Below are 22935 nucleotides of genomic sequence, written 5' to 3'. Positions count from 1 at the left end.
CCATGGCGAACGCACGCGAGCAGGGCCTGGACTTCGACGTCCAGGCCTGCCCCTCCCCGGCCTATGTGGTGGACGACGCCCTGCTGCGCAAGAACCTGGAGCTGCTCGGGCAGGTCCAGGAGCGCAGCGGCGCACGCATCCTGCTGGCGCTCAAGGGCTTCGCCATGTGGGACTGCTTCCCCCTGATCCGCGAATACCTGGTGGGCACCACGGCCAGCGGCCAGGACGAGGCGCGCCTCGGCGCCGAGACCTTCGGCGGCGAAGTGCACGTCTACTCGCCGGCCTTCACCGAGGCCGAGATGGCCGTGGTGCTGCGCTACGCCGACCACCTCAGCTTCAATTCGCCGAGCCAGTGGCGGCGCTTCCGCGAGACGATCGCAGCGGCGCCCCGCCGGGTCTCCTGCGGCCTGCGGGTCAACCCGGAGCACTCCACCGGGGCGGTGCCGCTCTACGACCCCTGCGCGCCGGGCTCGCGGCTCGGCACCCGGGCCGCGGACCTGGCACCCGAGGACTTGGAAGGCCTCGAGGGGCTGCACTTCCACACCCTGTGCGAGCAGGACAGCGACGCCCTGGAAGAGACCCTAGCGACCTTCGAGGCGAAGTTCGGCCGCTACCTCGCCGGCATGAAATGGATGAACCTGGGCGGTGGCCACCATATCACCCGGTCCGACTACGACATCGAGCGGCTGGTGCGAGTGGTCCGCGACTTCAAGGCGCGACATCCGCATCTCACCGTCTACCTGGAACCCGGTGAAGCGATCGCACTCAATACCGGCTACCTGGTCTGCTCGGTGCTGGACATCGTCGACAACGACGGCCCCATCGCCATCCTCGACACCTCCGCCACCGCACACATGCCCGACGTGCTGGAGATGCCCTACCGCCCCGAGATCGTCGGTGCCGGCAAACCGAACGAGAAGGCTCACACCTATCGCCTGGGCGGCCAAACCTGCCTAGCCGGCGACATCGTCGGCGAGTACAGCTTCGATGCGCCGCTGTCGGTCGGCGACCGCCTGGTGTTCACCGACATGGCCCACTACACCATGGTCAAGAACACCACCTTCAACGGCATCCGCCTGCCGTCGATCTGCCGTATCGACGAGGCGAGCCGCACGGTGCGCACGGTCAAGACCTTCGGCTACGTGGATTACATGCAGCGGCTGAGCTGAGCCGACCGCCGCGAACGAAGCCCCTCACGGGGCTTCGTTCCTTTCCGCCACGGACTTGCGACCAACTTCACCGCCGCGCATGCAACCTCTATGGTGGTGAAAACCCACTGTACAGGAAGCCCATGATGCCCGAGGTCTACAAGTTCGGCGGCGCCTCGATCCAGGATGCCGACGCCATTCGCCGCCTGGGTGAACTGCTGACCCGACATGACCTGCGCCCCCGTGCCCTGGTCGTCTCGGCCATGGGCAAGACCACCAACGCCCTGGAAGCGCTACTCGACGCGGCCCGTTCCGACGATACGCATGCCTACCGCGAGCGGCTCGAGGCGATCCGCCAGGCCCACCTGAGGACGGCGGAGGCACTCTTCGGCGCGGACTCCACCACTGCCGCCGCCCTGGAACGGCTGCTCGACGACCTGGATGCCGACCACCGCCACTGCAACGCCGACTATCCCATTCATTACGACCGGACAGTGGGCTTCGGCGAGCTGCTCTCCACCACCCTGGTGGCCGCCTGGCTCAACGAGATCGGCATTGCCACCCACTGGTGCGACGCCCGCGAACTGATCATCACCGACGACCACCATCAGGCCGCCGAAGTCGACTGGACCGAGACCTGCAGGCGGCTCGTCGAGCTGGCTGGGCGAGAGGAGGGGCTGCTGCTGACGCAGGGCTTCATCGGTGCCACGGTCGAGGGTGTGACCACCACTCTGGGGCGCGAGGGGTCGGACTTCAGTGCTGCCATTCTCGCCCACTGCCTCGACGTCGAAGGCCTGACCATCTGGAAGGACGTGCCGGGGCTGTTCAACGCCGACCCGCGGCGCTTCGACAATGCCCGCCAGATCGCGCGGCTCAGCTATGGCGAGGCCGTGGAACAGGCCTGGCACGGCGCCAAGGTGATTCATCCGCGCACCCTAGCACCGCTGCAGCGCAAGTCGATTCCGCTAACCGTGCGCTCCTTTCTGGAACCCGATGCCGTGCCGACTCGCATCGGTCCCGAGGCGGGCGACGGTGACCGCCAGCCCGCCTGCATCCTGCGCGACGACCAAGTGCTGCTCGATGTCACCCCACACGACTTCAGCTTCATGGACGACGCTCGTCTCGGCCGGGTGCTCGCCTGCCTGGCCCATCACGGGCTGCACGCCAACTTCCTCGAATGCGAGGCGATGCGTCTGCGCCTGGCCATCGACGATGAGCCGGCAAAACGTCAGGCGCTGCTGAGCGACCTGAGGGAGGAGTACCGGCTCGAGTGCCAGGCCGGGTTGACGCTGCTCACCGTACGCCACCCCAGCGACCTCCTGCTGCACGGGCTCGGTAGCGGCATGACGATCGTCACCGAGAAACGAACCTCCACCATCGCCCAGCGGCTTTTCCCCAGCGAAGAGTGCCCCGAACGCTGGCGACTGCCGTAGGGGGCCCGCTCGAAAGCTCGCCACTCTCTCCGGCCTGACGCCTCTTCGCTCCGCACATGCGGGGCGTTTTGGCCTCACCCCAGCGCCTTGACCACCAGTTGCACGCCGACAATGGCCATGGCGACGATCACCAAGCGGTAGAACAGCACCTCGCTGACCCGACGCTGCAGCCAGATGCCGCTGTGCACCCCGGCCCAGGCCACCGGCACCAGCAGCAGTGAGGCCCAAGCGCTGGTCAGGTTGATCTCGCCGAGCCACAGGTAAGGCCCCACCTTCATCAGATTCACTAGCGCGAAGGAGATGGCCATGGTGGCGATGAAAGCCTCCTTGGAAAGGCGACGCGGAATCAGGTAGAGATTGAGCGGCGGGGCACCGGCATGGGCCAGAAAACTGGTGAAGCCGCAACCCAGGCCGGCGGGCCACGCCCAGCGCGTGGAGATGGGGCGGGCAGCGACCGGGCGCATCACCATGTAGGCGGCGAATGCCAGGGAGACCAGGCCCAGCAGCAGGCGTACGCCGTTCTCGTCGAGGCTTCCGATCAGCAGGGTACCGATGACCACGCCAATGGCCATTCCCGGCACCAAGCGCCATACCTCGGCGCCGGCCTGGTGGCCCCACCAGGCCTTGACGGTGAAGGCGTCCATGGCCAATAACAGCGGCAAGAGCAGCCCGGCGGCTTCCATGGGCCCGATCGCCAGCGCCATCAACGGTACCGAGAGGGTGCCGAAGCCGCCGGCGAAACCGCCCTTGGAGACGCCGGTCAGATAGGTGGAGGCAACGATCAGGCTCCAGGCCAGCCAGGAGTAGTCGGGCAGCATGGCGGCTTCCTTGCGCGGCGGTGAGTATGGCAAACGCGACAGACACACGAACGCCGGAGCGGAGAGCCGCCCCGGCGTTCGATCTCAGGCCATATCGGCCCGGAGGTCAAGCTCAGCGGCTGGCGTCGTGCATGGCCAGGGCGGTGTCGAGCATGCGGTTGGAGAAGCCCCACTCGTTGTCGTACCAGGCCATGATCTTCACCAGGCGGCCGTTCACCCGGGTGTGGTTGACATCGAAGGTAGAGGAATTGGCATCGTGGTTGAAGTCGATGGAAACCAGCGGCTGAGCGTTGACCGCCAGCACCGGGGAGCTTTCCGCCGCCCTGGCGACGATCTCGTTGATCTCTTCCTTGGTGGTCTCGCGACCGGCGGTGAAGGTCAGATCCACCAGCGAGACGTTGATCACCGGCACGCGCACCGCCAGGCCATCGAACTTGCCCGCGAGCTCGGGGAGCACCAGGCCCACCGCGGCGGCGGCACCGGTCTTGGTGGGAATCATCGAATGCGTCGCACTGCGCGCCCGGTAGGGGTCCTTGTGGTAGACGTCGGAGAGATTCTGGTCGTTGGTGTAGGCATGCACCGTGGTCATCAGGCCATTCTCGATGCCCACGCTGTCGTTGAGGGCCTTGGCCACCGGCGCCAGGCAGTTGGTGGTGCAGGAGGCGTTGGAGACGACGGTGTGCTCGGCAGTGAGCACGTCCTCGTTGACCCCGTAGACCACGGTGGCGTCGGCATCCGGGCTGGGTGCGGAGATGAGCACGCGTTCGGCGCCGGCCTCGATGTGCTTGGCCGCGGCCTCGCGCTTGGTGAACAGCCCCGTGCACTCCATCACCAGGTCGACGCCCAGCGACTGCCAAGGCAGTGCGGAAGGGTCGCGCTCGGAAAGGATGGCGATGCGGCTGCCATCCACGGTGAGGCTCTCCTCGTCATGCTCCACCGTGAAGGGAAAATGGCCGTGCACGGTATCGTGGCGCAGCAGGTGCGCATTGAGAGAAGGGTCGCCCAGGTCGTTGATGGCCACGACCTGAACACGATCGCGGTAGCCATTCTCATACAGGGCGCGCAACACGTTGCGGCCGATGCGTCCGAAGCCGTTGATGGCGATCTTGAGCGTCATGTCCTCTGCTCCTCCAGTGGCATCTTTACAGGAATGTTGGCAGAGCCTGCTGGCAGAGATCCGGCGCGCGTCTTGGGAACCGGCTTGGTGACCCGCGGCTCATGGCATGGACCACAATGTGGCGCAATCCGATCGGTGACTCAAGGATTTTTTAGTAACTTTACAACATATGCAGCAAAGTCTCGACGTTCCAAGCTAGCCGAAGCAACGATCGCTGAGCAAAATGCGTAGGAAACGGCTATCTCTGCCGCGCCATGGCGGCTGAAGTGGGCAGTTCGGTAAATGTAGTAAAGTTACCACCCAGCAACTACCCTTATAGCCTGATGACAGTCGACTTCGAAGAGGAACGAAACCATGAGCGATCCACGTCCGCAGCGCAGCGTGCGGCGTTCCCTGCCGGCACGCAAGCGCATCGCCCTGATCGCCCACGACGGCAAGAAGGCAGAGCTGCTGGAGTGGGCGGCGCGCTGGCAGGAGACCCTCTCTCGGCACGAACTGACCGGAACCGGCACCACGGCGAGCCGAGTATCGAAGGCCTTGGGCCTGCCCGTGCAAGGGCTGATGAGCGGCCCCCTGGGCGGCGATCAGCAAATCGGGGCGTTAATTACCGAGCAGAAGCTCGACCTGCTGATCTTTTTCTGGGATCCCTTCGCCCCTCAGCCCCACGACCCGGACGTCAAGGCACTGTTGCGCCTGGCCGCACTCTGGAACGTGCCGGTGGCTTGCAACGCCGCTAGTGCGGACTTCCTGGTCAGCTCACCCTGGCTCGACCAACCCTACGAAATGGCCATTCCCGACGCTGGAGCCTGGGCCGCCGAGCGTGCCGACGATCGAGGCGCCAGCTGACCTGCCGGCAACGTGCATCGAGCGCATCCTGCGAGCCGGGCCGCTCAGGACCGTGCCACCGCGCGCTGCCCGAGCCGATATCCCAGCCAGGCAGCGGTCAGCCACAGCACCACGCTGATCGACACGTAGCTCAACGCCAGCCAGGAGCGACCGACCTGCCACAGCTGCAGCGTTTCCAGGCCGAAAAGTGAGAACGTGGTGAAGCCGCCGCAAAAGCCGGCGACCAGGAAGGGCTGCGAACGTGCGACTCGACCGTGAGAGCGGCTGGCAGCATAGGCAGCGAAGCCGGCGATCAGCCCGGAACCGATGCCGTTCACTGCCAGGGTGGCCCAGGGAAAGGCCATTCCCGCCAGCGCCAGCGAAACCAGATAGCGCAGCAGCGAACCCAACGCGCTGCCCAGGCCGACGGCGGCATGGGCTCTCCAGCCACTCACGCCAGACCTCCCGCCAGCCAGGCGCCCATCGCCAGGGCGCCCAGGCCCGCCAGCAGGGTAACCGCCACATAGCCGACGGCCAGCGATTCCCTGCCCTGCTGCCACAGCGTCAGGGTCTGCAGGCTGAACGAGGACACGGTGGTATAGCCCCCCAGCAGTCCGATGGCCAGCAGCGACCAGGCCGGCCCCGCCACCAGGCCGCCCCCACCGGCCAGCATCCCCATCAGCCAGGCACCGCTGAGATTGACCGCCAGCGTCCCCCACGGAAAGCGCGTACTCAGTCGTCGCCCCACGACGTCGACCACGGCCAGGCGAGCCATGCCGCCCACGGCACCGCCGAGCGTCACGGCCAGCATCTCCACTCCATCCACCTGCATCACCAACTCCTGCCAAGAACGATTCGCCGAGCGAGTGGCGGATGAGTATCGCACGCCAGACGAGCCAGCGGCAGGACGAGCCACCGACCGATATGAGACGAACAGCTCATGATGTACAATTCATGTACATGAAATGGAATGCCATGCCATCACTCGTGGTCGGGTCGTAAAGCCCGTATCATGAGAATGTCAATATAACCATCGCCCACGCCACGAGACGGAGGTCACAGCGTGAATCCCTTGCGAGCCCTACCCCTGATGCTCGGCTGGCTGCTGATTGCCCTGATGGCTTTCGCCGCCCCCGTCCAGGCCCAGGAATCGGCAGATACGAGCGGCAGCCAGCCGCCCGCCTACGACACCCTGGCCGATCTGCTGGAAAACGAGGAAACCCGACAGCAACTGATCGAACAGCTGCGTGGCATGGCTGGCGAGACATCCGACTCGGCTGCCGCCGAAGAGGCTACCGCGGAGCCTTCGATTCCCCGCCAGTTGGCCGAACTCACCAGCCGCGTGGGCAGCGACATCGGCAACCAGTTCGAGGCCATCGCCTCAGCCATCGGCGGCATGTTCTCGAGCGACTTGGACAGCACGTTCGACATGGCCGCCTTCACCAGCGCCGCCATCAACCTCGGCCTGGTGATACTCGCCACCGTGGCCCTGTTCGTTGCCTTCCGACACATGGCCAAACCACTGTTCACGGGAATCAGCCAGTGGTCGCTCAACGGCAGCGGCCTGACGCCGATTCTGCGCCTGGTGATCTGCGTCGCCCTGGCCGCGGTGGTGGACGTGCTGGTGGTCGCACTGGCCTACCTGGGCGGCAATCTCATCGCCACCTTCGCCATCGGCGAGACCGGCGAACTCTCAACCCGCGCCTCGTTGTTCCTCAATGCCTTCCTGGTGATCGAGTTGCTCAAGGTCGGCGTGCGCATGTTGTTCGCTTCGCGCTACGACGGCCTGCGCCTGCTCCCCATCGGCGCTGGCGAAGCTTCTTACTGGAATCGCTGGATCGCCCGGCTCATCGGCCTGGTGGGCTATGGGCTGATGGTGGTGGTACCGCTGGTCAATGCCTACGTGGCGCCCGCGGTGGGCCAGGGGCTGGGCACGCTGATCATGATCGGCGCCTTCCTGTACGCCGTGGTCGTGGTGCTCAAGAACCGAGGTCGTCTGCGCAACGCTATCGACGCCAAGGCCGACAAGGCCACCATGGCGGCCAGCCGGGTCAGCCTGCAGCTGTTCGCACGCATCTGGCATCTCTTCGCCCTGGCCTATTTCGTCATGGTGCTGACGGTGACCCTGACCCGCCCCGTCGATGCCCTGCCCTTCGTGCTTTTCGCCACGCTGAAGACCATCGCCGCCGTGGTGGTGGGTCTGCTGGCCTCGAACTTCCTGACCCAGACCATCGGTCGCCGGATCCGCCTGACCGACGATCTACGCCGCAAGCTGCCTCTTCTCGAAGCGCGCCTCAACAGCTACGTACCCAACGCGCTGAGGGTGATTCGCACCGTCATCGTGGTGCTGGTGGTGATGGTGGTGCTCAATGCCTGGAACGTCTTCGACCTGGCGGCCTGGTACGCCTCGGAGGCCGGCCGCGGCCTGGTCGCCAAGCTGATCAGCGTGGCGATGATCCTGGTCATCGCCGTCATGGCGTGGCTGGCGCTGGCCAGCCTGATCGAGCACAAGCTCAACCCAGAGACCGGTGGGGGCGTACCCTCGGCCCGCGCCCAGACGCTGCTCACCCTATTCCGCAACGCCCTGGCGATCGCCCTGATCACCATGACGGCGATGATCGTGCTGGCCGAAATCGGCATCAACATCGGCCCGCTGATCGCCGGTGCCGGGGTGCTCGGGCTGGCCATCGGCTTCGGCGCCCAGAAGCTGGTACAGGACATCATCACCGGCATCTTCATTCAGGTGGAAAACGCCATGAACACCGGCGACGTGGTCACGGTGGGCGGCATCACCGGTACCGCCGAGAAGCTGAGCATCCGCTCGGTGGGCATCCGCGATCTCTCGGGTACCTACCACCTGGTGCCTTTCTCCAGCGTGGACACCGTATCCAACTACATGCGTGAGTTCGGCAACCACGTCGGCGAGTATGGCATCGCCTACCGCGAGAGCATCGACGAAGCCATCGAGCAGCTCAAGATCGCCTTCGAGGACCTCAAGGCCAGCGACGAGCACGGCCACAAGCTGCTGGAACCGCTCAACGTGGCTGGCGTCATCGCCCTGGCCGACAGCTCGGTCAACATTCGGGTGGTCATCAAGACCACCCCCGGTGACCAGTGGGCCGTGGGGCGTGCCTACAACCGTCTGGTCAAGCTGCGTTTCGACGAGGCGGGCATCGAGATTCCCTTCCCGCACACCACCCTCTACTTCGGCGAGGACAAGCGGGGCCAGGCCCCCGCGGCCAACGTGCGGGTGCTGGAGTCGCACTCGGGGGCGGCGAACGCCAGCGCTCCGGCGCGCGTGGACGACCCGCAGCACGGGATCCAGGAGAGCGCCCACTCGGACCACGAAAAGCCGAGCGAAGACGACGTCGACCAGACCTGATCGCCACAGGCGCGGGTCACCACGCAAAACGGGGCTGCCATTCGGCAGCCCCGTTTTGCGTGAGCCTTGCGATGCTCCAGCCCGCTCAGCCGGCCTTGCGGCCTTTTTCCCTGCCGTTGTGGGCAGCATTCTCTGCCGGCTGCGGAAGCGACGGCAACGACTTGTCGAGCAGCTCCACGCTCTGGCGATAGTAGAGCTGGCTCTTGTTGTGTTCGCCGAGGTTGGCATAAAGGCGCGCCAGCTCGGCGCAGACCACACCGCTGGGACGCTGGCGCTGGCTGGCTTCGAAGTACTCCTGCGCCTTGCCCCAATAGGCATTGCGTAGCGACAGCCGGCCCAGCGTCAGCAGCAGATCGGGATCGTTGGGACGCTCCTGCAACCACTTCTCGGCATGAACCAACTGGCGGGCAGGATCGACGTTGAGCAGGCCATAGCGCAGCACCAGACGACTGTCCCAGTGCTCCTTGAGGGAGTGACGCAGCAGGCGCTCGGCGATTCCCTCTTCCTTGCCGCGCACCAGGGCCTCGGTGTAGAGCGCGATCAGCTCGACGTTACCGCGCAGGCTGTCCGGCATGTCGGCCCACAGGTTGCGCACCCGCTCCACGTGACTGGGATCGCGCGCCTCCTGAATCAGCAGCTCGCGATAGGCACGCAGCTCGAGCTGGTTGCGCTCTTCGGCAGAGACCAGTTGCCGAGCGGCCAGCCGCGGCATGAGACGACGCAGTCCTTCCCAGTCGTTGACGCTCAGATAGGCCTGCTTGAGCTGCTTGAGCACCTGCGGGTGATTGGGCAGTTGCCGGTCGAGCCGAGTCAGAATGGCCAGCGCTTCCTCGTACTGCTGGCGATCGAGCATCAGTTGCGCCTGCATCAGCCCCACCGCGGTATCGGCGCCCTGGGTGCTCAGATGGGCGCGTTTGAGCAGGGTGTCGGCCTGCTCGAAGCGCCCCTGATAGTGGGCAGCGAGCGCTGCGGAGAGGTAGTTGACCAGCGGCGTACTGGAATCGTCCGCCGCCTTGACCAGCGACTTCTCGGCACGCTTCCAGCGCCCCTCGGCCAGGGCGACCAGGCCGCGCACGGTGCGCCGCATCGCATTGCGGTGACGGGTCCGGCTGTTCCATACCTTGAAGCGGCTGACCGGGCGCGACAGCCGAGCCAGAATGCGCAGGGCGAAGTGCAGCACCAGGAAGGCGGCCAGCAGCAGCACCAGGCCGAACCAGAACGAGGTCTGCACGGATGTCTCGCCCACCCGGATCAGCCAATAGCCCGGCACGGAAACCATCAGCTGCCCGAACAGCGCTCCCAGTGCCAGGCCGACGACGACGATCAGGATCAGCTTTCTCATGCGTCATCTCCCTGCTCGTCGCGCGAGCCGAAGCGGCGTTCGATGAAGGTCTCGAGCGCCTCGTGGGAGCCGCTGATGTCGGGCAATTCGGGGCGAATCGTCTCGCCCTTGAGCGATTCGAGGCGCTCGACGACGGCCTGGACTTCCTCACGGTCGGTGGCGTAGTAACCGTCGATCAGCGTCAGTGCCTTGTCGAGACTCGCCTCGAAGAGATCCTGCTCTTCCTTGAGCAGTGCCAGCTGGGCCTGTTCGAGCACCAGACGTACGCTCTGGCGCAGATAGGACTCCTGCTCGGGGCTGATCAGGCTCTCCAGCGCCTGGTCGTGGTGGCGAACCACCACCAGATCCTTGAGCTCCTCGCCGAAGCGCGACAGCTGCTGCTGCCAGCCACCGTCGGGCGCTTCCTCGATGCCCGAACGCGCCGGGATCTCTTCCAGCTCGCGGGAGAGCGGCAACTGAGCGAGACGCTCCTGCTGGGCGTTGAGAGCCAGGTAGAGTCCGCTACGATCGACCTGAGGCACGCCCTCGAGGATGGCGATCTCCGAGGCGATGGAACGGCGGACGGAGAGCAGCGCGGGGTTGTCGGCCTCGCTCAGGCGTTCGTCGGCGGTCTCCAGCAGGGCGATGGCGCCCTCGACGTCGCGCTCGAGCTGCAGCCGCTGGTTGGCCAGGCGCAGCAGGTAAGCGGCTTCGGCGTGCAGCCACTCGCGAGCATCGGGCTCCTGCTCGCTGGAAAGCTCGTCGAGAACCTGGTCCAGAGTGCCATCGATCTCGCTACGGTAATCGCTGAACCGCTCTCTCAGCTCGTCGAGAGCGGCGTTCAATTCGGCGTTGCGCTCGCTCTCGCCCTCCTCCAGCCGGGTTTCGAGTTCGGCCAGGGCGTCCTGGGTGGCGGCGCTGTCGGCACGCGATTCGAGCTCGGCCAGGCGCTGCTGCTGCCCGTCGATGCGTTGCCATATGCGCTGGGCGAAGAACCCCGCTGCCAGGGCCAGCACCACCACCAGCACCAGTGCCAGGGCGCCGCTCTTGCTGCCCTTGCTCTGGCCGCCGTTGCCCCCGCCAGCGGCGGGAGCAGCGTTGGCCTTGCCGCCGCCCGAGCCACCGCCCGACCGGGACGGCTCGGCCTTGTCGGTCTTGCTGCCCGACTTGCTGGGTTGCGACTTGCCGGCCTTGGCGCCCGCCTGGCTCGCTTGCGACGTGTCGGCCTGAGCGCTTGCCTTGCCAGCCTGCGGCTCGTCGCCCCGGCCCTCCGTCTTGCTCGCGGTCGACGTGTCCTTGCCGTCGCGGGCCGCCGCCGTCGGCTTGTTCTGCTTGCCTGTCGATGCCTTGTCCGCCGACGGGTTCGCGGCAGGCGTATCACGACTCGTTCCCGAACGGCCGGGAGGCGCCTTGGAAGTCTTGCCGGCCGCACTCCCCTCCCGCGACGATTTGTCACTCGGTGCGGTACGCTTGTCGTCGGCACTACCGCTCTGACCGGTAGCTTCACGGCGCTCGCTGCCCTGAGCCTCGCCGGATGGCGACTTGCGTTCGTCCTGCTCGTTGGTCTGTTTGCTCATCAGTCGCTAGCCCTTATTCGAGATCTTCGTGATCGACATCGGCATTTCCGGGGTGACAGGCCCCGGCCACCGCGTCGGCCAGTGCGGCCGGCGTGGCACCCGACGCCACCACGGGGGCGCGAAACCCCAGGTTGACGGCCAGTGTAGCCAAACGACGACTGGACACGATTAGCGGTTGGTTCAAGGTCGACTCGGTGCACCATCTTGCCAGATGCTGCAGCAATTCTCCGCTGCTGATCACCAGCGCACGAAAGTCGCCGCTCTCCAGGCGCTTCGCCTCGAGCGGTGGCGGCGGCACGAGGCAACGCCGGTAGAGCGCCAGGCGTGTGACGCGTGCCCCACGCCCCGACAGCGCATCGGCGAGCAGCGTGCGCCCCCCCTCGCCGGCAACCAGCAGTACCCGCTGCCCATCGAGAGCGCGCAGCGACCCCAGGCGCAACAGCGCCTCACTGGTGTCTTCTGCGGCATCGGCCGGTGGCACGTGGACGCGTACCCCAAGGCGTTCATTGAGCGTAGCAGCCGTGGCTCGGCCCACGGCGTACCAGGCAGTGCCCAGCGGCAGCTGCGGCCAGTAGCGATCGAGCGCCTCGGCGAGGCACTCGGCAGCGAAGGGGCTGACCACCACCACCCGCTGAAAGTGATCGAAATCGAGCCAGGCGCTGCGCATCGCCGGGCTCTCGGGCAACGGCTCCAGCACCATGGCCTCGACATGAGCCACGCAGAAGCCCGCCGCCTGGATGGCGGCGGCCAGCGCCCGGGCCCGCTCGCCCGGACGGCAGATGAGTACCGGCCGGGAGGCGGCCATCAGCCGCCGTAGACCTCGGCAAGAATCTCCCCAGCCCCCTGGTCGAGCAGATCCTCGGCCACGCGAATGCCCAGGGCTTCCGGTTCGTGGATCGAGCCGCGTCCCTCGGCGCGCAGCACCTCGGTGCCTTCGGGGTTGCCGACCAGGGCGCGCAGCCACAGGGTCTGGCCGTCGTTCTCGAAGGTCGCATAGCCGCCGATGGGTACCTGGCACCCTCCCTCGAGACGGGTGTTCATGGCCCGCTCGGCACGCACGCGAGTGGCGGTATCCGGATCATCCAGGGGGGCCAGCAGGCCGATCAGCTCAGGATCGTGGATGCGACACTCGATACCCAGGGCCCCCTGGCCACAGGCCGGCAGGCACACCTCGGGCGGCAGCTCCATGGCGATGCGATCTTCCAGACCCAGCCGCTTGAGCCCCGAGGTGGCCAGCAGGATGGCGTCGAACTCGCCGGCATCGAGCTTGCCCAGACGGGTCTGGACGTTGCCGCGCAGGTTGGCAATCTCGAGATCGGGCCGTGCTTCGCGCATTTGCAGGGCACGCCGCAGGCTGGAGGTGCCCATGCGGGCCCCTTCGGGCAGTTCGTCCAGCGAGCGGTAGTCATTGGAGACGAAGGCATCGGTGGGTTCGGCGCCGGCCAGGATCACCGACAGGCCCAGCCCCTCGGGGAAGTGCATGGGCACGTCCTTCATGGAGTGCACGGCGATGTCGGCACGCCCGTCGAGGATCGCCTCTTCCAACTCCTTGACGAACAGTCCCTTGCCGCCCACCTTGGCCAACGGCGTATCGAGGATCTTGTCGCCGCGGGTGGACAGTGCGACCAGCTCCACTTCCAGGCCGGGGTGCTCGGCCATGAGCCGATCACGAACGTGTTCGGCCTGCCACATGGCCAGTTGACTCTTGCGCGTGGCAATACGCAGCGTATCGATGGATCGCACGTGGTTCTCCCCATGCTGGGGCCCGGCGGGCCCGACTGAGCGGTAACTGCCGCAGACGGTCGCGACCGCGGGCATCTCGAATCATTGCCAACATCATAAAGCACCCGGGGGAGCAGGAAAAACTCGCACACCTTGACGCAAGGCACTGTTCAGCCCATGCGAGGGACCCCGAGGACGAGCCGAGGGTCGGCTCACCCGACAGCCGCCCGCCCCTCGCCAGCCGCACCGACTCTGGTACACTGCGAGACCATGATCGGAAGCCGCCCCGCGCCTTCCCCGAGTATCGTCACAAGTACCGTTGCCAAGTACCCTGCAGGATGTTCACGCCGATGAGCCCTAATTCCTCAAGCTCCAGCACCAATCAGTCCTGGGGCGGTCGTTTCAGCGAACCCACCGACGCCTTCGTCGCACGCTTCACCGCTTCGGTCGGTTTCGACCAGCGCCTCGCCCTGCAGGACATCCGGGGCTCCGTCGCCCACGCCACCATGCTGGCGCGGGTAGGCGTGCTGACCGACGACGAGCGCGACGCCATCGTGGTCGGCCTCGACGAGATCCGCAGCGAAATCGAGGCGGGCACGTTTCAGTGGTCGGTGCCGCTCGAGGACGTGCACATGAACATCGAAGCGCGTCTCACCGAGAAGATCGGCATCACCGGCAAGAAGCTGCATACCGGCCGCTCGCGCAACGACCAGGTGGCCACCGACATCCGCCTCTACCTGCGCGATGCCATCGACACCGTCGAAGCCGAACTCACGCGCCTGCGCCAGGGGCTGATCGAACTGGCCGAGCGGCAGGCCGACACCATCATGCCCGGCTTCACCCACCTGCAGACCGCTCAGCCGGTGACCTTCGGTCACCACCTGCTGGCGTGGCAAGAGATGCTGGCCCGCGACCACGAGCGGCTGCTCGACTGCCGCCGTCGGGTCAACGTGCTGCCGCTGGGCGCCGCCGCTCTCGCCGGCACCACCTACCCCATCGACCGCCACGTCACCGCCGAACTGCTCGGCTTCGAGCGTCCCGCAGAGAACTCACTCGACGCGGTGAGCGATCGCGATTTCGCCATCGAGTTCACCAGCTTCGCCAGCATCCTGCTGATGCACCTGTCGCGCATGAGCGAAGAACTGGTGCTGTGGACCAGCGCCCAGTTCGACTTCATCGACCTGCCCGACCGCTTCTGCACCGGATCCTCGATCATGCCGCAGAAGAAGAACCCCGACGTGCCCGAGCTGGTACGCGGCAAGACCGGGCGCGTCTACGGCCACCTGATGGGCCTGCTGACGCTGATGAAGTCGCAGCCGCTGGCCTACAACAAGGACAATCAGGAGGACAAGGAGCCGCTGTTCGACAGCGTCGACACGGTGCGCGACTGCCTCAAGGCGTTCGCCGATATGGTGCCGGCCATCGAACCCAAGAAGGCGAGCATGTTCGATGCGGCGCGCCGCGGCTTCTCCACCGCCACCGATCTGGCCGACTACCTGGTTTGCCGTGGCGTGGCCTTCCGCGACGCCCACGAGATCGTCGGCCAGTCGGTGGCCTACGGTCTGAAAACCGGCAAAGACCTGTCGGAAATGACCCTGGAAGAGCTGCAGCAGTTCTCCGACGCCATCGCCGACGACGTCTTCGCGGTGCTGACCCTGGAGGGCTCGGTGGCCGCCCGCAACCACATCGGCGGCACCGCCCCCGATCAGGTCCGCGCCGCCGCCCAGCGGGCCCGCGACGCCCTGACCAGTCTGGAGCGCCCGGCATGACGGCGCGCCTGGCACTGGGCGTCGTCCTGCTGGCGGCACTGCTCGTGGCCGGCTGCGGGCAGAAAGGTCCGCTCTATCTGCCCGACGACGAGGCCGCCGCCGAGCGCTACGACCGCAGCGCTCCCGCAGACGATGCGCCAGCCGACGAGGACAGCGACTGACATGGACCATTTCGACTACCGCGACGGCGTGCTCTACGCCGAGCAGGTTCCCCTGACCCGCATCGCCGACGAGGTTGGTACGCCCTGCTACGTCTACTCACGCGCCACGCTCACTCGCCACTTCCGCGCCTATGCCGAGGCACTGGGCGGCCACCCGCACCTGATCTGCTATGCGGTCAAGGCCAACTCCAATCTGGCGGTGCTCGACCTGCTGGCGCGCCTCGGCGCCGGCTTCGACATCGTCTCGGTGGGCGAATTGGAGCGCGTGCTGGCCGCCGGCGGCGACCCGGCCAAGGTGGTCTTCTCCGGCGTGGCCAAGCAGGAGGCGGAGATGGCCCGCGCGCTCGACGTGGGCATCAAGTGCTTCAACGTCGAATCGCGACCCGAACTCGAGCGACTGAGCCGGGTCGCCGAACGGCTCGGCACCGTGGCGCCGGTATCGCTGCGCGTCAATCCCGACGTCGACGCCGGCACCCACCCCTACATCTCCACCGGGCTCAAGGAGAACAAGTTCGGCATCCCGGTGGACGAGGCGCTGGCGGTCTACGAGCTCGCCGCCACCCTGCCCGGAGTGAAGGTGGTGGGGCTGGACTGTCATATCGGCTCGCAGCTCACCGAGCTCGCCCCTTTCCTCGACGCCCTGGATCGCCTGCTGCTGCTGCTGGAACGCCTGCGCGAGCGGGGCATCGAAGTCGAGCACCTCGACCTGGGGGGCGGGCTCGGCGTGCCCTACCGCGACGAGCGCCCACCGCAACCCTTCGACTACGCCGCCTCGCTGCTCGAGCGCCTGGCGCGCTGGGAAGGCGGCGAGCGGCTCACCTTGCTATTCGAGCCGGGCCGCTCGATCGCTGCCAACGCCGGGGTACTGCTCACTCGAGTGGAGTACCTCAAGCCGGGTGAGAGCAAGAATTTCGCCATCGTCGATGCCGGCATGAACGACCTCATCCGTCCCTCGCTCTACCAGGCATGGCAGGCGATCCTCCCGGCGGATACGCGGCCCGTGCGCGAGAGCGCCATCTACGACGTGGTGGGCCCGGTGTGCGAGACCGGCGACTTCCTCGGCAAGGACCGGCCGCTGGCCATCGCCGAGGGCGACCTGCTCGCGGTGCGCTCGGCCGGCGCCTACGGCTTCGTGATGGCCTCCAACTACAACAGCCGCCCGCGTCCTGCCGAGGTGATGGTGGACGCCGGCCGTTACCAGATCGTCCGCCAGCGCGAAACCCTGTCCGACCTATGGGCCGGAGAGTCGCGGCTGCTGGACGACGACGCCGAGGGGGAACGCTGATGCTGCTGCATTTCACCAAGATGCATGGCCTCGGCAACGACTTCATGGTGATCGACCTGGTCACCCAGCGAGCCCGGCTACGCGACGAGCAGATCCGGCGCCTCGCCGACCGCCGCTTCGGCGTGGGCTTCGATCAGCTGCTCGTCGTCGAGCCACCCCGCGACCCGGACATGGACTTCCGCTACCGCATCTTCAACGCCGACGGCAGCGAGGTGGAGAACTGTGGCAACGGCGCGCGCTGCTTCGCCCGCTTCGTGCGCGACCAGCGCCTCACCCACAAGCGCGAAATCCGCGTCGAGACGGCGGGCGGGCCGCTGACGCTACGCATCGAAGACGACGATCAGGTCACGGTGGACATGGGCACGCCGCGTTTCGCGCCCGAGTCGCTACCTTTCCAGGCCGATGGCGAACGTCCGTTGCATGCCCTGGAAGTCGATGGCGAACGCGTCGAGATCGGCGTCGTGTCGATGGGCAATCCCCATGCGGTGCTGCGGGTCGACGATGTCGATTGCGCGCCCGTCGAGCGCCTCGGGCCGATCATCGAAGCCCACCCGCGCTTCCCCCGACGCGTCAACGTCGGTTTCATGCAGATCGTCTCGGCACATGAGATACGCCTGCGCGTTTTCGAGCGCGGCAGCGGCGAGACGCTGGCCTGCGGCACCGGTGCCTGCGCCGCAGTGGCCTGCGGCATTCGCCAGGGGGTACTGGAAAGCCCGGTCACCGTGCACTTGCGCGGCGGCGACCTGCGCATCGCCTGGTCCGGCGATGACACGCCGCTGACCATGACCGGCCCGGCCGAACGCGTCTTCGACGGGCGTATCGTCCTCCACTAGCGCGCCCCTCAGCCAAGGAGACCGCCATGCCCCGATCCGCACCCGAACCGCGCAAGACTCTGGACCCCGACCGGGTTGCCGAATGGTTGGCCCGCCACCCGGAGTTCTTCGTGGGGCGCGAGGGCCTGCTGCAGCAGCTCAAGGTGCCGCATCCCGAAGCGCGCGGCGCCACGTCGCTACTCGAGCGTCTGGTGCACGACCTGCGCCAGCGTGCCGAACAGGCCGAATGGCGCCTCGATCAGTTGCTGGAATCGGCCCGCCACAACGAGGCGCAGTATCGCCGTACCCGCGAGCTGGTGCTGGGTCTGCTCGAGGCCGAGGACAACGACGCCCTGGGACAGGCGCTGGCCACCCAGATGGCCGAACGCTTCCAGATCCCCACGGTGGCGCTGTGGTGCGAGCCTTCGCTCACCGACCGCGAACCGCAGCCACCACAGCCGCCGCGGCAAGTGCTCGACGATCACGCCCGTGCCCGCCTGGCGGCCTTGCTCGACGGACGCACCAGCCGCTGCACCCGCCTCACTCCCACCGACTGGGCCCAGTTGCTGCCCCACACCGATGCCCCTCGCCAGGCCGGCTCCTGTGCCCTGGCACGCCTCGCTCTCGGCGAGCCGCTGGGCTACCTGATACTGGCCAGCCCCGATCCCGACCACTTCCGCGCCAGCATGGACACGCTGTTCACCGAATACCTGAGCGACGTCCTGTCGCGCTTGCTGATGCTGCCAGGTCCGACGCTGAATGGCTGACAGCACCCTGCGCGCCCAGGTGGCCGCCTGCCTCGCCGAACTGGCGGCTACCGCCAGCCCCGCAACGGTGAGCGCCTATCGTCATGATCTCGAGGCGCTCGCCGGCTTTCTGGAAGCGCAGGGAGTCCACGATGCCGGCGAGCTGGATGCAGCACGGATAAGGCGCTTCCTGGGAGCCGAACGCGCCCGCGGCCTGGCGCCACGCAGCCTGGCAAGGCGCCGCGCCGCGATCTCGCGATTCGCCGCTCACCTGGTGGCCCGGGGCGTACTGACCCACAATCCGGTGAGCCTCGCCCCTGCGCCGCGCCAGCCGTCCCACCTGCCCAAACCGCTGGACGCCGACCAACTGGCGAGGTTTCTCGACACGCCCCATGACGACACGCCGCTGGCCAGGCGCGATCAAGCCATGGTGGAACTCTTCTACTCCAGCGGCCTGCGTCTGGCCGAACTGGCCGGCCTCGACCTCGGCGACCTGCAGGCGCAGCGCGTACGCGTCACCGGCAAGGGCGGTAAACCGCGTCAGGTACCGGTGGGCAGGCGCGCCAGCCAGGCGCTGACCGCCTGGCTGGCGGTGCGCGGCCAGCTGGCCGGCGACGGCGAGCCGGCGCTGTTCGTCGGCGCCCGAGGCGGACGACTCGGGCATCGCGCCATCCAGAAGCGCCTCAGCGAATTGGCACGCCGCCGCGGCCTGCCCGAGCACCTGCATCCGCACCGTCTGCGCCACTCCTTCGCCAGCCACCTGCTGGAGTCGAGCCAGGATCTGCGGGCCGTGCAGGAGCTGCTCGGCCATGCCAACCTCGCTACCACCCAGGTCTACACGCGGCTGGACTGGCAGCACCTGGCGGAGAGCTACGATGCCGCCCATCCACGCGCCCACCGCCGCCGCCACGACCCAAGCCCCGAATGAACGGACGCCGGTTGCCGAGGGGCATCACGGAAAATCGCTACCGACTGGGTACGGCTTGCGTCGTCGGGTCGTGACGGCCGTTCGCTGGCGGGGCACTGCTCACCCGGCGGGGTCGTCGAGCAGCCATGCATCCAGTTGCGCCGCCGCCTCGTCCACGCCTTGACGCTTGAGTGCCGAGAACAGCTGAACGCTCACCAGATCCTCCCACTCCTGCAAACGGTGGCGAACCTGCTGAAGCGCCCCCCGGGCCGCCCCCGGTTTCAGCTTGTCGGCCTTGGTCAGCAGGATGCGTACCGGCATGTCCTGCTCATCGGCCCAGCCCAGCATCATCTGGTCGAACTCCGTGAGCGGGTGACGCACATCCATCATCAGCACCACGCCCCTGAGCGAACGGCGCGCGCGCAGATAGTCGGAAAGGTGGCGCTGCCACTCCAGCTTGACCTTCTCGGGTACCTTGGCATAGCCGTAGCCCGGCAGATCCACCAGCCGACGGTCGGCATCGCCGGCCACGGTGAAGAAGTTGATCAGCTGCGTTCGCCCCGGCGTCCGCGACGTCCGAGCCAATGCCTTCTGCTGCGTCAGTGCATTGATGGCGCTGGACTTGCCGGCGTTGGAACGGCCCGCGAAAGCCACCTCGGCACCGGCGTCGGGCGGACACTGCTCGAGCGTCGGCGAACTGGTGAGAAAACGGGCGGTGTGGTAGTTGAGTCGAGGCATGGCATCACTGTGCGGCAAAGGGTCATCGCCCGGGGGAGCGGCCTGCATTCCCGATAGGCGGGGGATTCGTTATAATGCAGTGTCTTTTGTCTGCGACCTGGGCGCGCTAGTGTACCACCGTGCTCTCGTCGGCAGCGACCGCGGGGAGAGTCGCTGTAGCGCGACAGGGCGAGCCCGGCCTGGCACCAGCGGGATCTGGGCGGCACCCAGGATGCGTACCGGTAATCAAACACAACGGCATAGTGGATCAGCAATGAGAAAGTTACTGGCAAGCCTGGCATTCACCATGGGCGCCGTCGGCGCCGCCCACGCGGATATGGCAGCGGACGCAGACCCCGCTGCCGGCGAGGAGAAGGCGCAGCCCTGCGCCGCCTGCCATGGGCAGGAAGGCATCAGCTCCGCCCCCTCTTTCCCGCACCTCGCCGGCCAGAAGATGTCCTACACGGCCAAGCAGATCATGGACATTCGCGACGGTAACCGCGAAGTGGCCGAAATGGCCGGCCAGGTCGACGACTTCTCCGACCAGGACGCTTGGGACGTGGCCGCCTACTTCGCCGAGCAGGACCCCAACGTCGGCCAGGCCAAGGACGACGAGGCGCTGCTGGCCCGTGGCGAGGAGCTCTACCGCGCCGGCGACATGGCCAAGGGCATTCCGGCTTGCGCCGCCTGCCACACCCCCACTGGCGAGGGCATCGGCACCGCCGGCTATCCGGCCGTCTCCGGTCAGTTCGCCGAATACACCGTGAGCACGCTGCAGGACTTCGCCGCCGGCGAGCGCGCCAACGATCCCAACGCCATCATGCGTGACATCGCCTCCAAGATGAGCGATGACGACATGGAAGCCGTGGCCAACTACATCCTGGGGCTGCACTGAGCGATGCCGTAACCGCGTCGCGGCGGGCCGCTTCCGGCCGAGGTTTCACGAAGGCGGCGCTCGGCCGCCTTCGTCTTTTCGTGGGCCGGGAACCCGGCTGCGGTTACCGGCTCCAAGGAAGCGATGCCCACTCGGCACATCGACCGTTCCACCAAGGAGACATGCAGCATGCGCAAGACGATCCCGTTAATGGCCATGGCGCTGGCCGCCCTCGCCCTGTCCACCCTGGCCACGGCTCAATCGCTGGTCGAAGGCGAACACTACGAGGTGCTCGAAGAGCCGGTCGAGACTCAGGTCGCCGAGGACAAGATCGAAGTCACCGAAGCCTTCTGGTACGGCTGCCCGCACTGCTACAACCTGCAGAGCCACGTCCGCGACTGGTATGCGACGCTGGACGATGACGTCGAGGTCGTGCACATGCCGGCCACCATGGGCGGCGACTGGAACACCCATGCCCGGGTCTTCTACGCCGCCGAGGAGCTGGGTATCCGCGAAGAGGCCCACGCCGACATCTTTCATGCCATCCATGAGGAAAATCGCTCGCTCACCGACATGGACGAGGTCGCCGAACTGTTCAGCGACTACGGCGTGAGCGAAGAGGAAGCGCATGACGCTCTGGATGCCTTCGGCGTCAAGAGCCAAGTGAATCAGGCCCATTCCCGGATGCGCGACATGCGCCTCAGAGGCGTCCCGGCACTCATGATCGACGGCCGCTACCTGGTCACGCCGAACAGTGCCGGCAGCCTCGACAACATGCCGCAGATCGCTGCTGCCCTGGTCGACAAGGTCCGTGAGGAACGTGCAGACTGAGCGCTCGTCACACTTGGCCGAGGCCCGCTCGCCGCTCCTCGAGGGGGGGCGGCTCAGGCTGCTCACCTTCAACCTGCAGGTCGGCATCCAGACGTCGGCCTATCACCACTATCTGACGCGCAGCTGGCAGCACCTCCTGCCCCATCCCCGGCGCCAGCGACGCCTGGACATGATCAGCGAGGTGCTGAGTCGCTTCGACATGGTCGGCCTTCAGGAGGTCGACGGAGGCAGTTTCCGCTCCAGCCACGTCAACCAGGTCGAGTACCTGGCCAGTCATGCCGGCTTCCCGCATCATTACCAGCAGCTCAACCGCAACCTGGGCCGCATCGCCCAGCACAGCAACGGGCTGCTCTCGCGCCTGGGCCCCTCCCAGTTGGAAGAGCACCGCCTACCCGGCACCCTGCCCGGCCGGGGTGCCATTCATGCGCGCTTCGGCGAGGGACCCAATGCCCTCCATCTGTTCGTCGCTCACCTGGCGCTCAGCCACCGTGGTCGCGTGCGCCAGCTCGACTACCTGAGCGAGCTCATTCAGCCACTGCGCCATGTGGTGGTCATGGGCGACCTCAACTGCACGCCGGAACAGCTGCACGGCCACCGGCGCTTCTGTGCATCCCTGCCGCTTCATCCGGTACGCCCGATGCTCAGCTATCCGTCATGGCAGCCGCGCAGGGCCCTCGACCACATCCTGATCTCGAACACCCTGGCGACGCGCCACGTGCGCGTTCTCGACCATCTCTTTTCCGACCACCTGCCAATCGCCGTCGACGTGGAGTTGCCGCCGGCGTGTCACGAGACCCTCTCCGCTCTGGTCCACGACAGGGCTTGGCAACGCGACGTTGAGACGCAGGGATGACTCGTCGCAGCGAATCGGCGATGATGCCCTCCCGTTATCCGCATCAACCAACGAGAGAGTCTTCATGCCCTCCACGAATCGTGAACGGGCTGTACTGCGACGGCTCGATGACCTGACCGAGGCCGTGGGGCGCTCTGTCGCCTGGCTGGTACTGATCATGATGCTGCTGCAGTTCGCCATCGTGGTCATGCGTTACGTCTTCGGCATCCACAGCATCGTGATACAGGAGTCGGTCATGTACATGCATGCCGCCGTCTTCATGCTGGGCGCGGCCTGGACGCTGCGCCGCGACGGCCATGTGCGCGTGGATATCTTCTACCGCAAGCTATCGACCCGAGGCCGGGCCGCCATCGACCTCGCCGGCACCCTGCTGCTGCTGCTGCCGGTCACGCTGTTCATCGCCGTCAGCAGCCTGGACTACGTACTGAGCAGTTGGGCGATCCTCGAGCGCTCGCCGGACGGCGGCATTCCCGGCATCTTCCTGCTCAAGACGCTGATCCTGGTCATGGTGGCACTACTCCTGTTGCAGGGCGTCGCCCAGGCAGTGCGTCAGTGGCTGATCCTGCGCGGAAGCGCCCCTCACGACCCCCCGCCGGCCCGACCGGACACCCCCGATCATCAGGAGGGAATCTGACGT

General features: G+C 66.8%; 22 protein-coding genes and 1 pseudogene. 14 read left to right on the top strand and 9 right to left on the bottom strand.

The window, feature by feature from the left end; genetic code table 11:
- The first annotated feature begins 2 nt into the window (after positions 1–2).
- Both nspC and BLP96_RS12905 read left to right on the top strand, forming a co-directional pair.
- Complete coding sequence (gene nspC, locus BLP96_RS12910) at positions 3–1169, top strand: carboxynorspermidine decarboxylase (protein ID WP_089686813.1); 1167 nt, start codon at positions 3–5, stop codon at positions 1167–1169.
- A 125-nt stretch (positions 1170–1294) separates the two neighbouring features.
- Positions 1295–2581 (top strand): aspartate kinase, encoded by a 1287-nt coding sequence (locus BLP96_RS12905; RefSeq protein WP_176761523.1) that lies wholly within the window; start codon positions 1295–1297, stop codon positions 2579–2581.
- Positions 2582–2655: 74 nt separating this feature from the next.
- On the opposite strand, the gene BLP96_RS12900 is transcribed toward BLP96_RS12905, so the two are convergent.
- A complete protein-coding gene (locus tag BLP96_RS12900; protein ID WP_089686809.1) occupies positions 2656–3399 on the bottom strand; it encodes a sulfite exporter TauE/SafE family protein in 744 nt (247 codons plus the stop codon).
- 112 nt (positions 3400–3511) lie between these two features.
- Complete coding sequence (gene gap, locus BLP96_RS12895) at positions 3512–4516, bottom strand: type I glyceraldehyde-3-phosphate dehydrogenase (protein WP_089686807.1); 1005 nt, start codon at positions 4514–4516, stop codon at positions 3512–3514.
- A gap of 354 nt (positions 4517–4870) precedes the next feature.
- On the opposite strand from gap, the gene BLP96_RS12890 reads away from it, so the two are divergent.
- Entirely contained in the window at positions 4871–5362 is a 492-nt protein-coding gene (locus tag BLP96_RS12890) for a methylglyoxal synthase (protein ID WP_089686805.1), read from the top strand.
- Positions 5363–5406: 44 nt separating this feature from the next.
- On the opposite strand, the gene BLP96_RS12885 is transcribed toward BLP96_RS12890, so the two are convergent.
- The gene (locus BLP96_RS12885) at positions 5407–5796 is read right to left on the bottom strand and encodes a fluoride efflux transporter FluC (protein WP_089686803.1); all 390 of its coding nucleotides are present in this window, start codon (positions 5794–5796) and stop codon (positions 5407–5409) included.
- Positions 5793–6173 carry a fluoride efflux transporter FluC gene (locus BLP96_RS12880; RefSeq protein ID WP_089686801.1) on the bottom strand — a complete coding sequence of 127 codons (381 nt, stop codon included), beginning with the start codon at positions 6171–6173 and terminating at the stop codon, positions 5793–5795. The genes BLP96_RS12885 and BLP96_RS12880 overlap by 4 nt, the downstream gene beginning before the upstream one ends.
- Positions 6174–6404: 231 nt before the next feature.
- On the opposite strand from BLP96_RS12880, the gene BLP96_RS12875 reads away from it, so the two are divergent.
- Positions 6405–8723 carry a mechanosensitive ion channel domain-containing protein gene (locus BLP96_RS12875; protein WP_089686799.1) on the top strand — a complete coding sequence of 773 codons (2319 nt, stop codon included), beginning with the start codon at positions 6405–6407 and terminating at the stop codon, positions 8721–8723.
- 85 nt (positions 8724–8808) lie between these two features.
- Here BLP96_RS12875 and BLP96_RS12870 read toward each other — a convergent pair whose 3' ends face one another.
- Genes BLP96_RS12870 through hemC form a run of 4 tightly spaced genes read right to left on the bottom strand, consistent with a single transcriptional unit; the run spans position 8809 to position 13364 of the window.
- The gene (locus BLP96_RS12870) at positions 8809–10065 is read right to left on the bottom strand and encodes a heme biosynthesis HemY N-terminal domain-containing protein (RefSeq protein WP_089686797.1); all 1257 of its coding nucleotides are present in this window, start codon (positions 10063–10065) and stop codon (positions 8809–8811) included.
- Complete coding sequence (locus BLP96_RS12865; protein WP_089686795.1) at positions 10062–11621, bottom strand: uroporphyrinogen-III C-methyltransferase; 1560 nt, start codon at positions 11619–11621, stop codon at positions 10062–10064. The genes BLP96_RS12870 and BLP96_RS12865 overlap by 4 nt, the downstream gene beginning before the upstream one ends.
- Before the next feature lie 13 nt (positions 11622–11634).
- Positions 11635–12426, bottom strand: a complete 792-nt coding sequence (locus tag BLP96_RS12860; RefSeq protein ID WP_089686793.1) for a uroporphyrinogen-III synthase — start codon at positions 12424–12426, stop codon at positions 11635–11637.
- Positions 12426–13364: a hydroxymethylbilane synthase gene (hemC, locus tag BLP96_RS12855; protein WP_089686791.1), complete on the bottom strand. Its 939-nt coding sequence runs from the start codon at positions 13362–13364 to the stop codon at positions 12426–12428. The genes BLP96_RS12860 and hemC overlap by 1 nt, the downstream gene beginning before the upstream one ends.
- Positions 13365–13693: 329 nt before the next feature.
- On the opposite strand from hemC, the gene argH reads away from it, so the two are divergent.
- The 6 genes and pseudogenes from argH (at position 13694) to BLP96_RS12825 (ending at position 19044) form a co-directional block, all read left to right on the top strand.
- Complete coding sequence (gene argH, locus BLP96_RS12850) at positions 13694–15112, top strand: argininosuccinate lyase (RefSeq protein WP_089686790.1); 1419 nt, start codon at positions 13694–13696, stop codon at positions 15110–15112.
- A pseudogene (gene lptM / locus BLP96_RS12845) lies at positions 15109–15219 on the top strand (LPS translocon maturation chaperone LptM); the annotation flags it as partial. The gene argH and the pseudogene lptM, both read left to right, overlap by 4 nt.
- A gap of 55 nt (positions 15220–15274) precedes the next feature.
- Positions 15275–16558, top strand: a complete 1284-nt coding sequence (gene lysA, locus BLP96_RS12840) for a diaminopimelate decarboxylase (RefSeq protein ID WP_089686787.1) — start codon at positions 15275–15277, stop codon at positions 16556–16558.
- Entirely contained in the window at positions 16558–17391 is an 834-nt protein-coding gene (gene dapF / locus BLP96_RS12835) for a diaminopimelate epimerase (RefSeq protein WP_089686785.1), read from the top strand. The genes lysA and dapF overlap by 1 nt, the downstream gene beginning before the upstream one ends.
- A gap of 26 nt (positions 17392–17417) precedes the next feature.
- On the top strand, positions 17418–18137 hold the full coding sequence (locus BLP96_RS12830) for a DUF484 family protein (protein WP_089686783.1): 720 nt from the start codon (positions 17418–17420) through the stop codon (positions 18135–18137).
- Positions 18130–19044 carry a tyrosine recombinase XerC gene (locus tag BLP96_RS12825; protein WP_089686781.1) on the top strand — a complete coding sequence of 305 codons (915 nt, stop codon included), beginning with the start codon at positions 18130–18132 and terminating at the stop codon, positions 19042–19044. The genes BLP96_RS12830 and BLP96_RS12825 overlap by 8 nt, the downstream gene beginning before the upstream one ends.
- A 99-nt stretch (positions 19045–19143) precedes the next feature.
- Here BLP96_RS12825 and yihA read toward each other — a convergent pair whose 3' ends face one another.
- Positions 19144–19761 (bottom strand): ribosome biogenesis GTP-binding protein YihA/YsxC, encoded by a 618-nt coding sequence (yihA, locus tag BLP96_RS12820; protein ID WP_089686880.1) that lies wholly within the window; start codon positions 19759–19761, stop codon positions 19144–19146.
- Positions 19762–20014: 253 nt separating this feature from the next.
- Between yihA and BLP96_RS12815 the strand changes: the two genes are divergently transcribed.
- From BLP96_RS12815 to BLP96_RS12800, 4 genes are all read left to right on the top strand, one after another.
- Positions 20015–20635 (top strand): c-type cytochrome, encoded by a 621-nt coding sequence (locus BLP96_RS12815; RefSeq protein ID WP_089686779.1) that lies wholly within the window; start codon positions 20015–20017, stop codon positions 20633–20635.
- A 168-nt stretch (positions 20636–20803) separates the two neighbouring features.
- Positions 20804–21445 (top strand): thiol:disulfide interchange protein DsbA/DsbL, encoded by a 642-nt coding sequence (locus tag BLP96_RS12810; RefSeq protein ID WP_089686777.1) that lies wholly within the window; start codon positions 20804–20806, stop codon positions 21443–21445.
- On the top strand, positions 21435–22298 hold the full coding sequence (locus tag BLP96_RS12805; protein ID WP_089686775.1) for an endonuclease/exonuclease/phosphatase family protein: 864 nt from the start codon (positions 21435–21437) through the stop codon (positions 22296–22298). The genes BLP96_RS12810 and BLP96_RS12805 overlap by 11 nt, the downstream gene beginning before the upstream one ends.
- 64 nt (positions 22299–22362) lie before the next feature.
- Complete coding sequence (locus tag BLP96_RS12800) at positions 22363–22932, top strand: TRAP transporter small permease subunit (RefSeq protein WP_089686773.1); 570 nt, start codon at positions 22363–22365, stop codon at positions 22930–22932.
- The last annotated feature ends 3 nt before the right edge of the window (positions 22933–22935 follow it).

Origin of the sequence: Billgrantia gudaonensis, from assembly GCF_900100195.1 — a bacterium.
Lineage (GTDB): Bacteria > Pseudomonadota > Gammaproteobacteria > Pseudomonadales > Halomonadaceae > Halomonas > Halomonas gudaonensis.
Note: the sequence above shows the minus strand (reverse complement) of the source record. Positions and strands in the feature narration are given on the sequence as shown.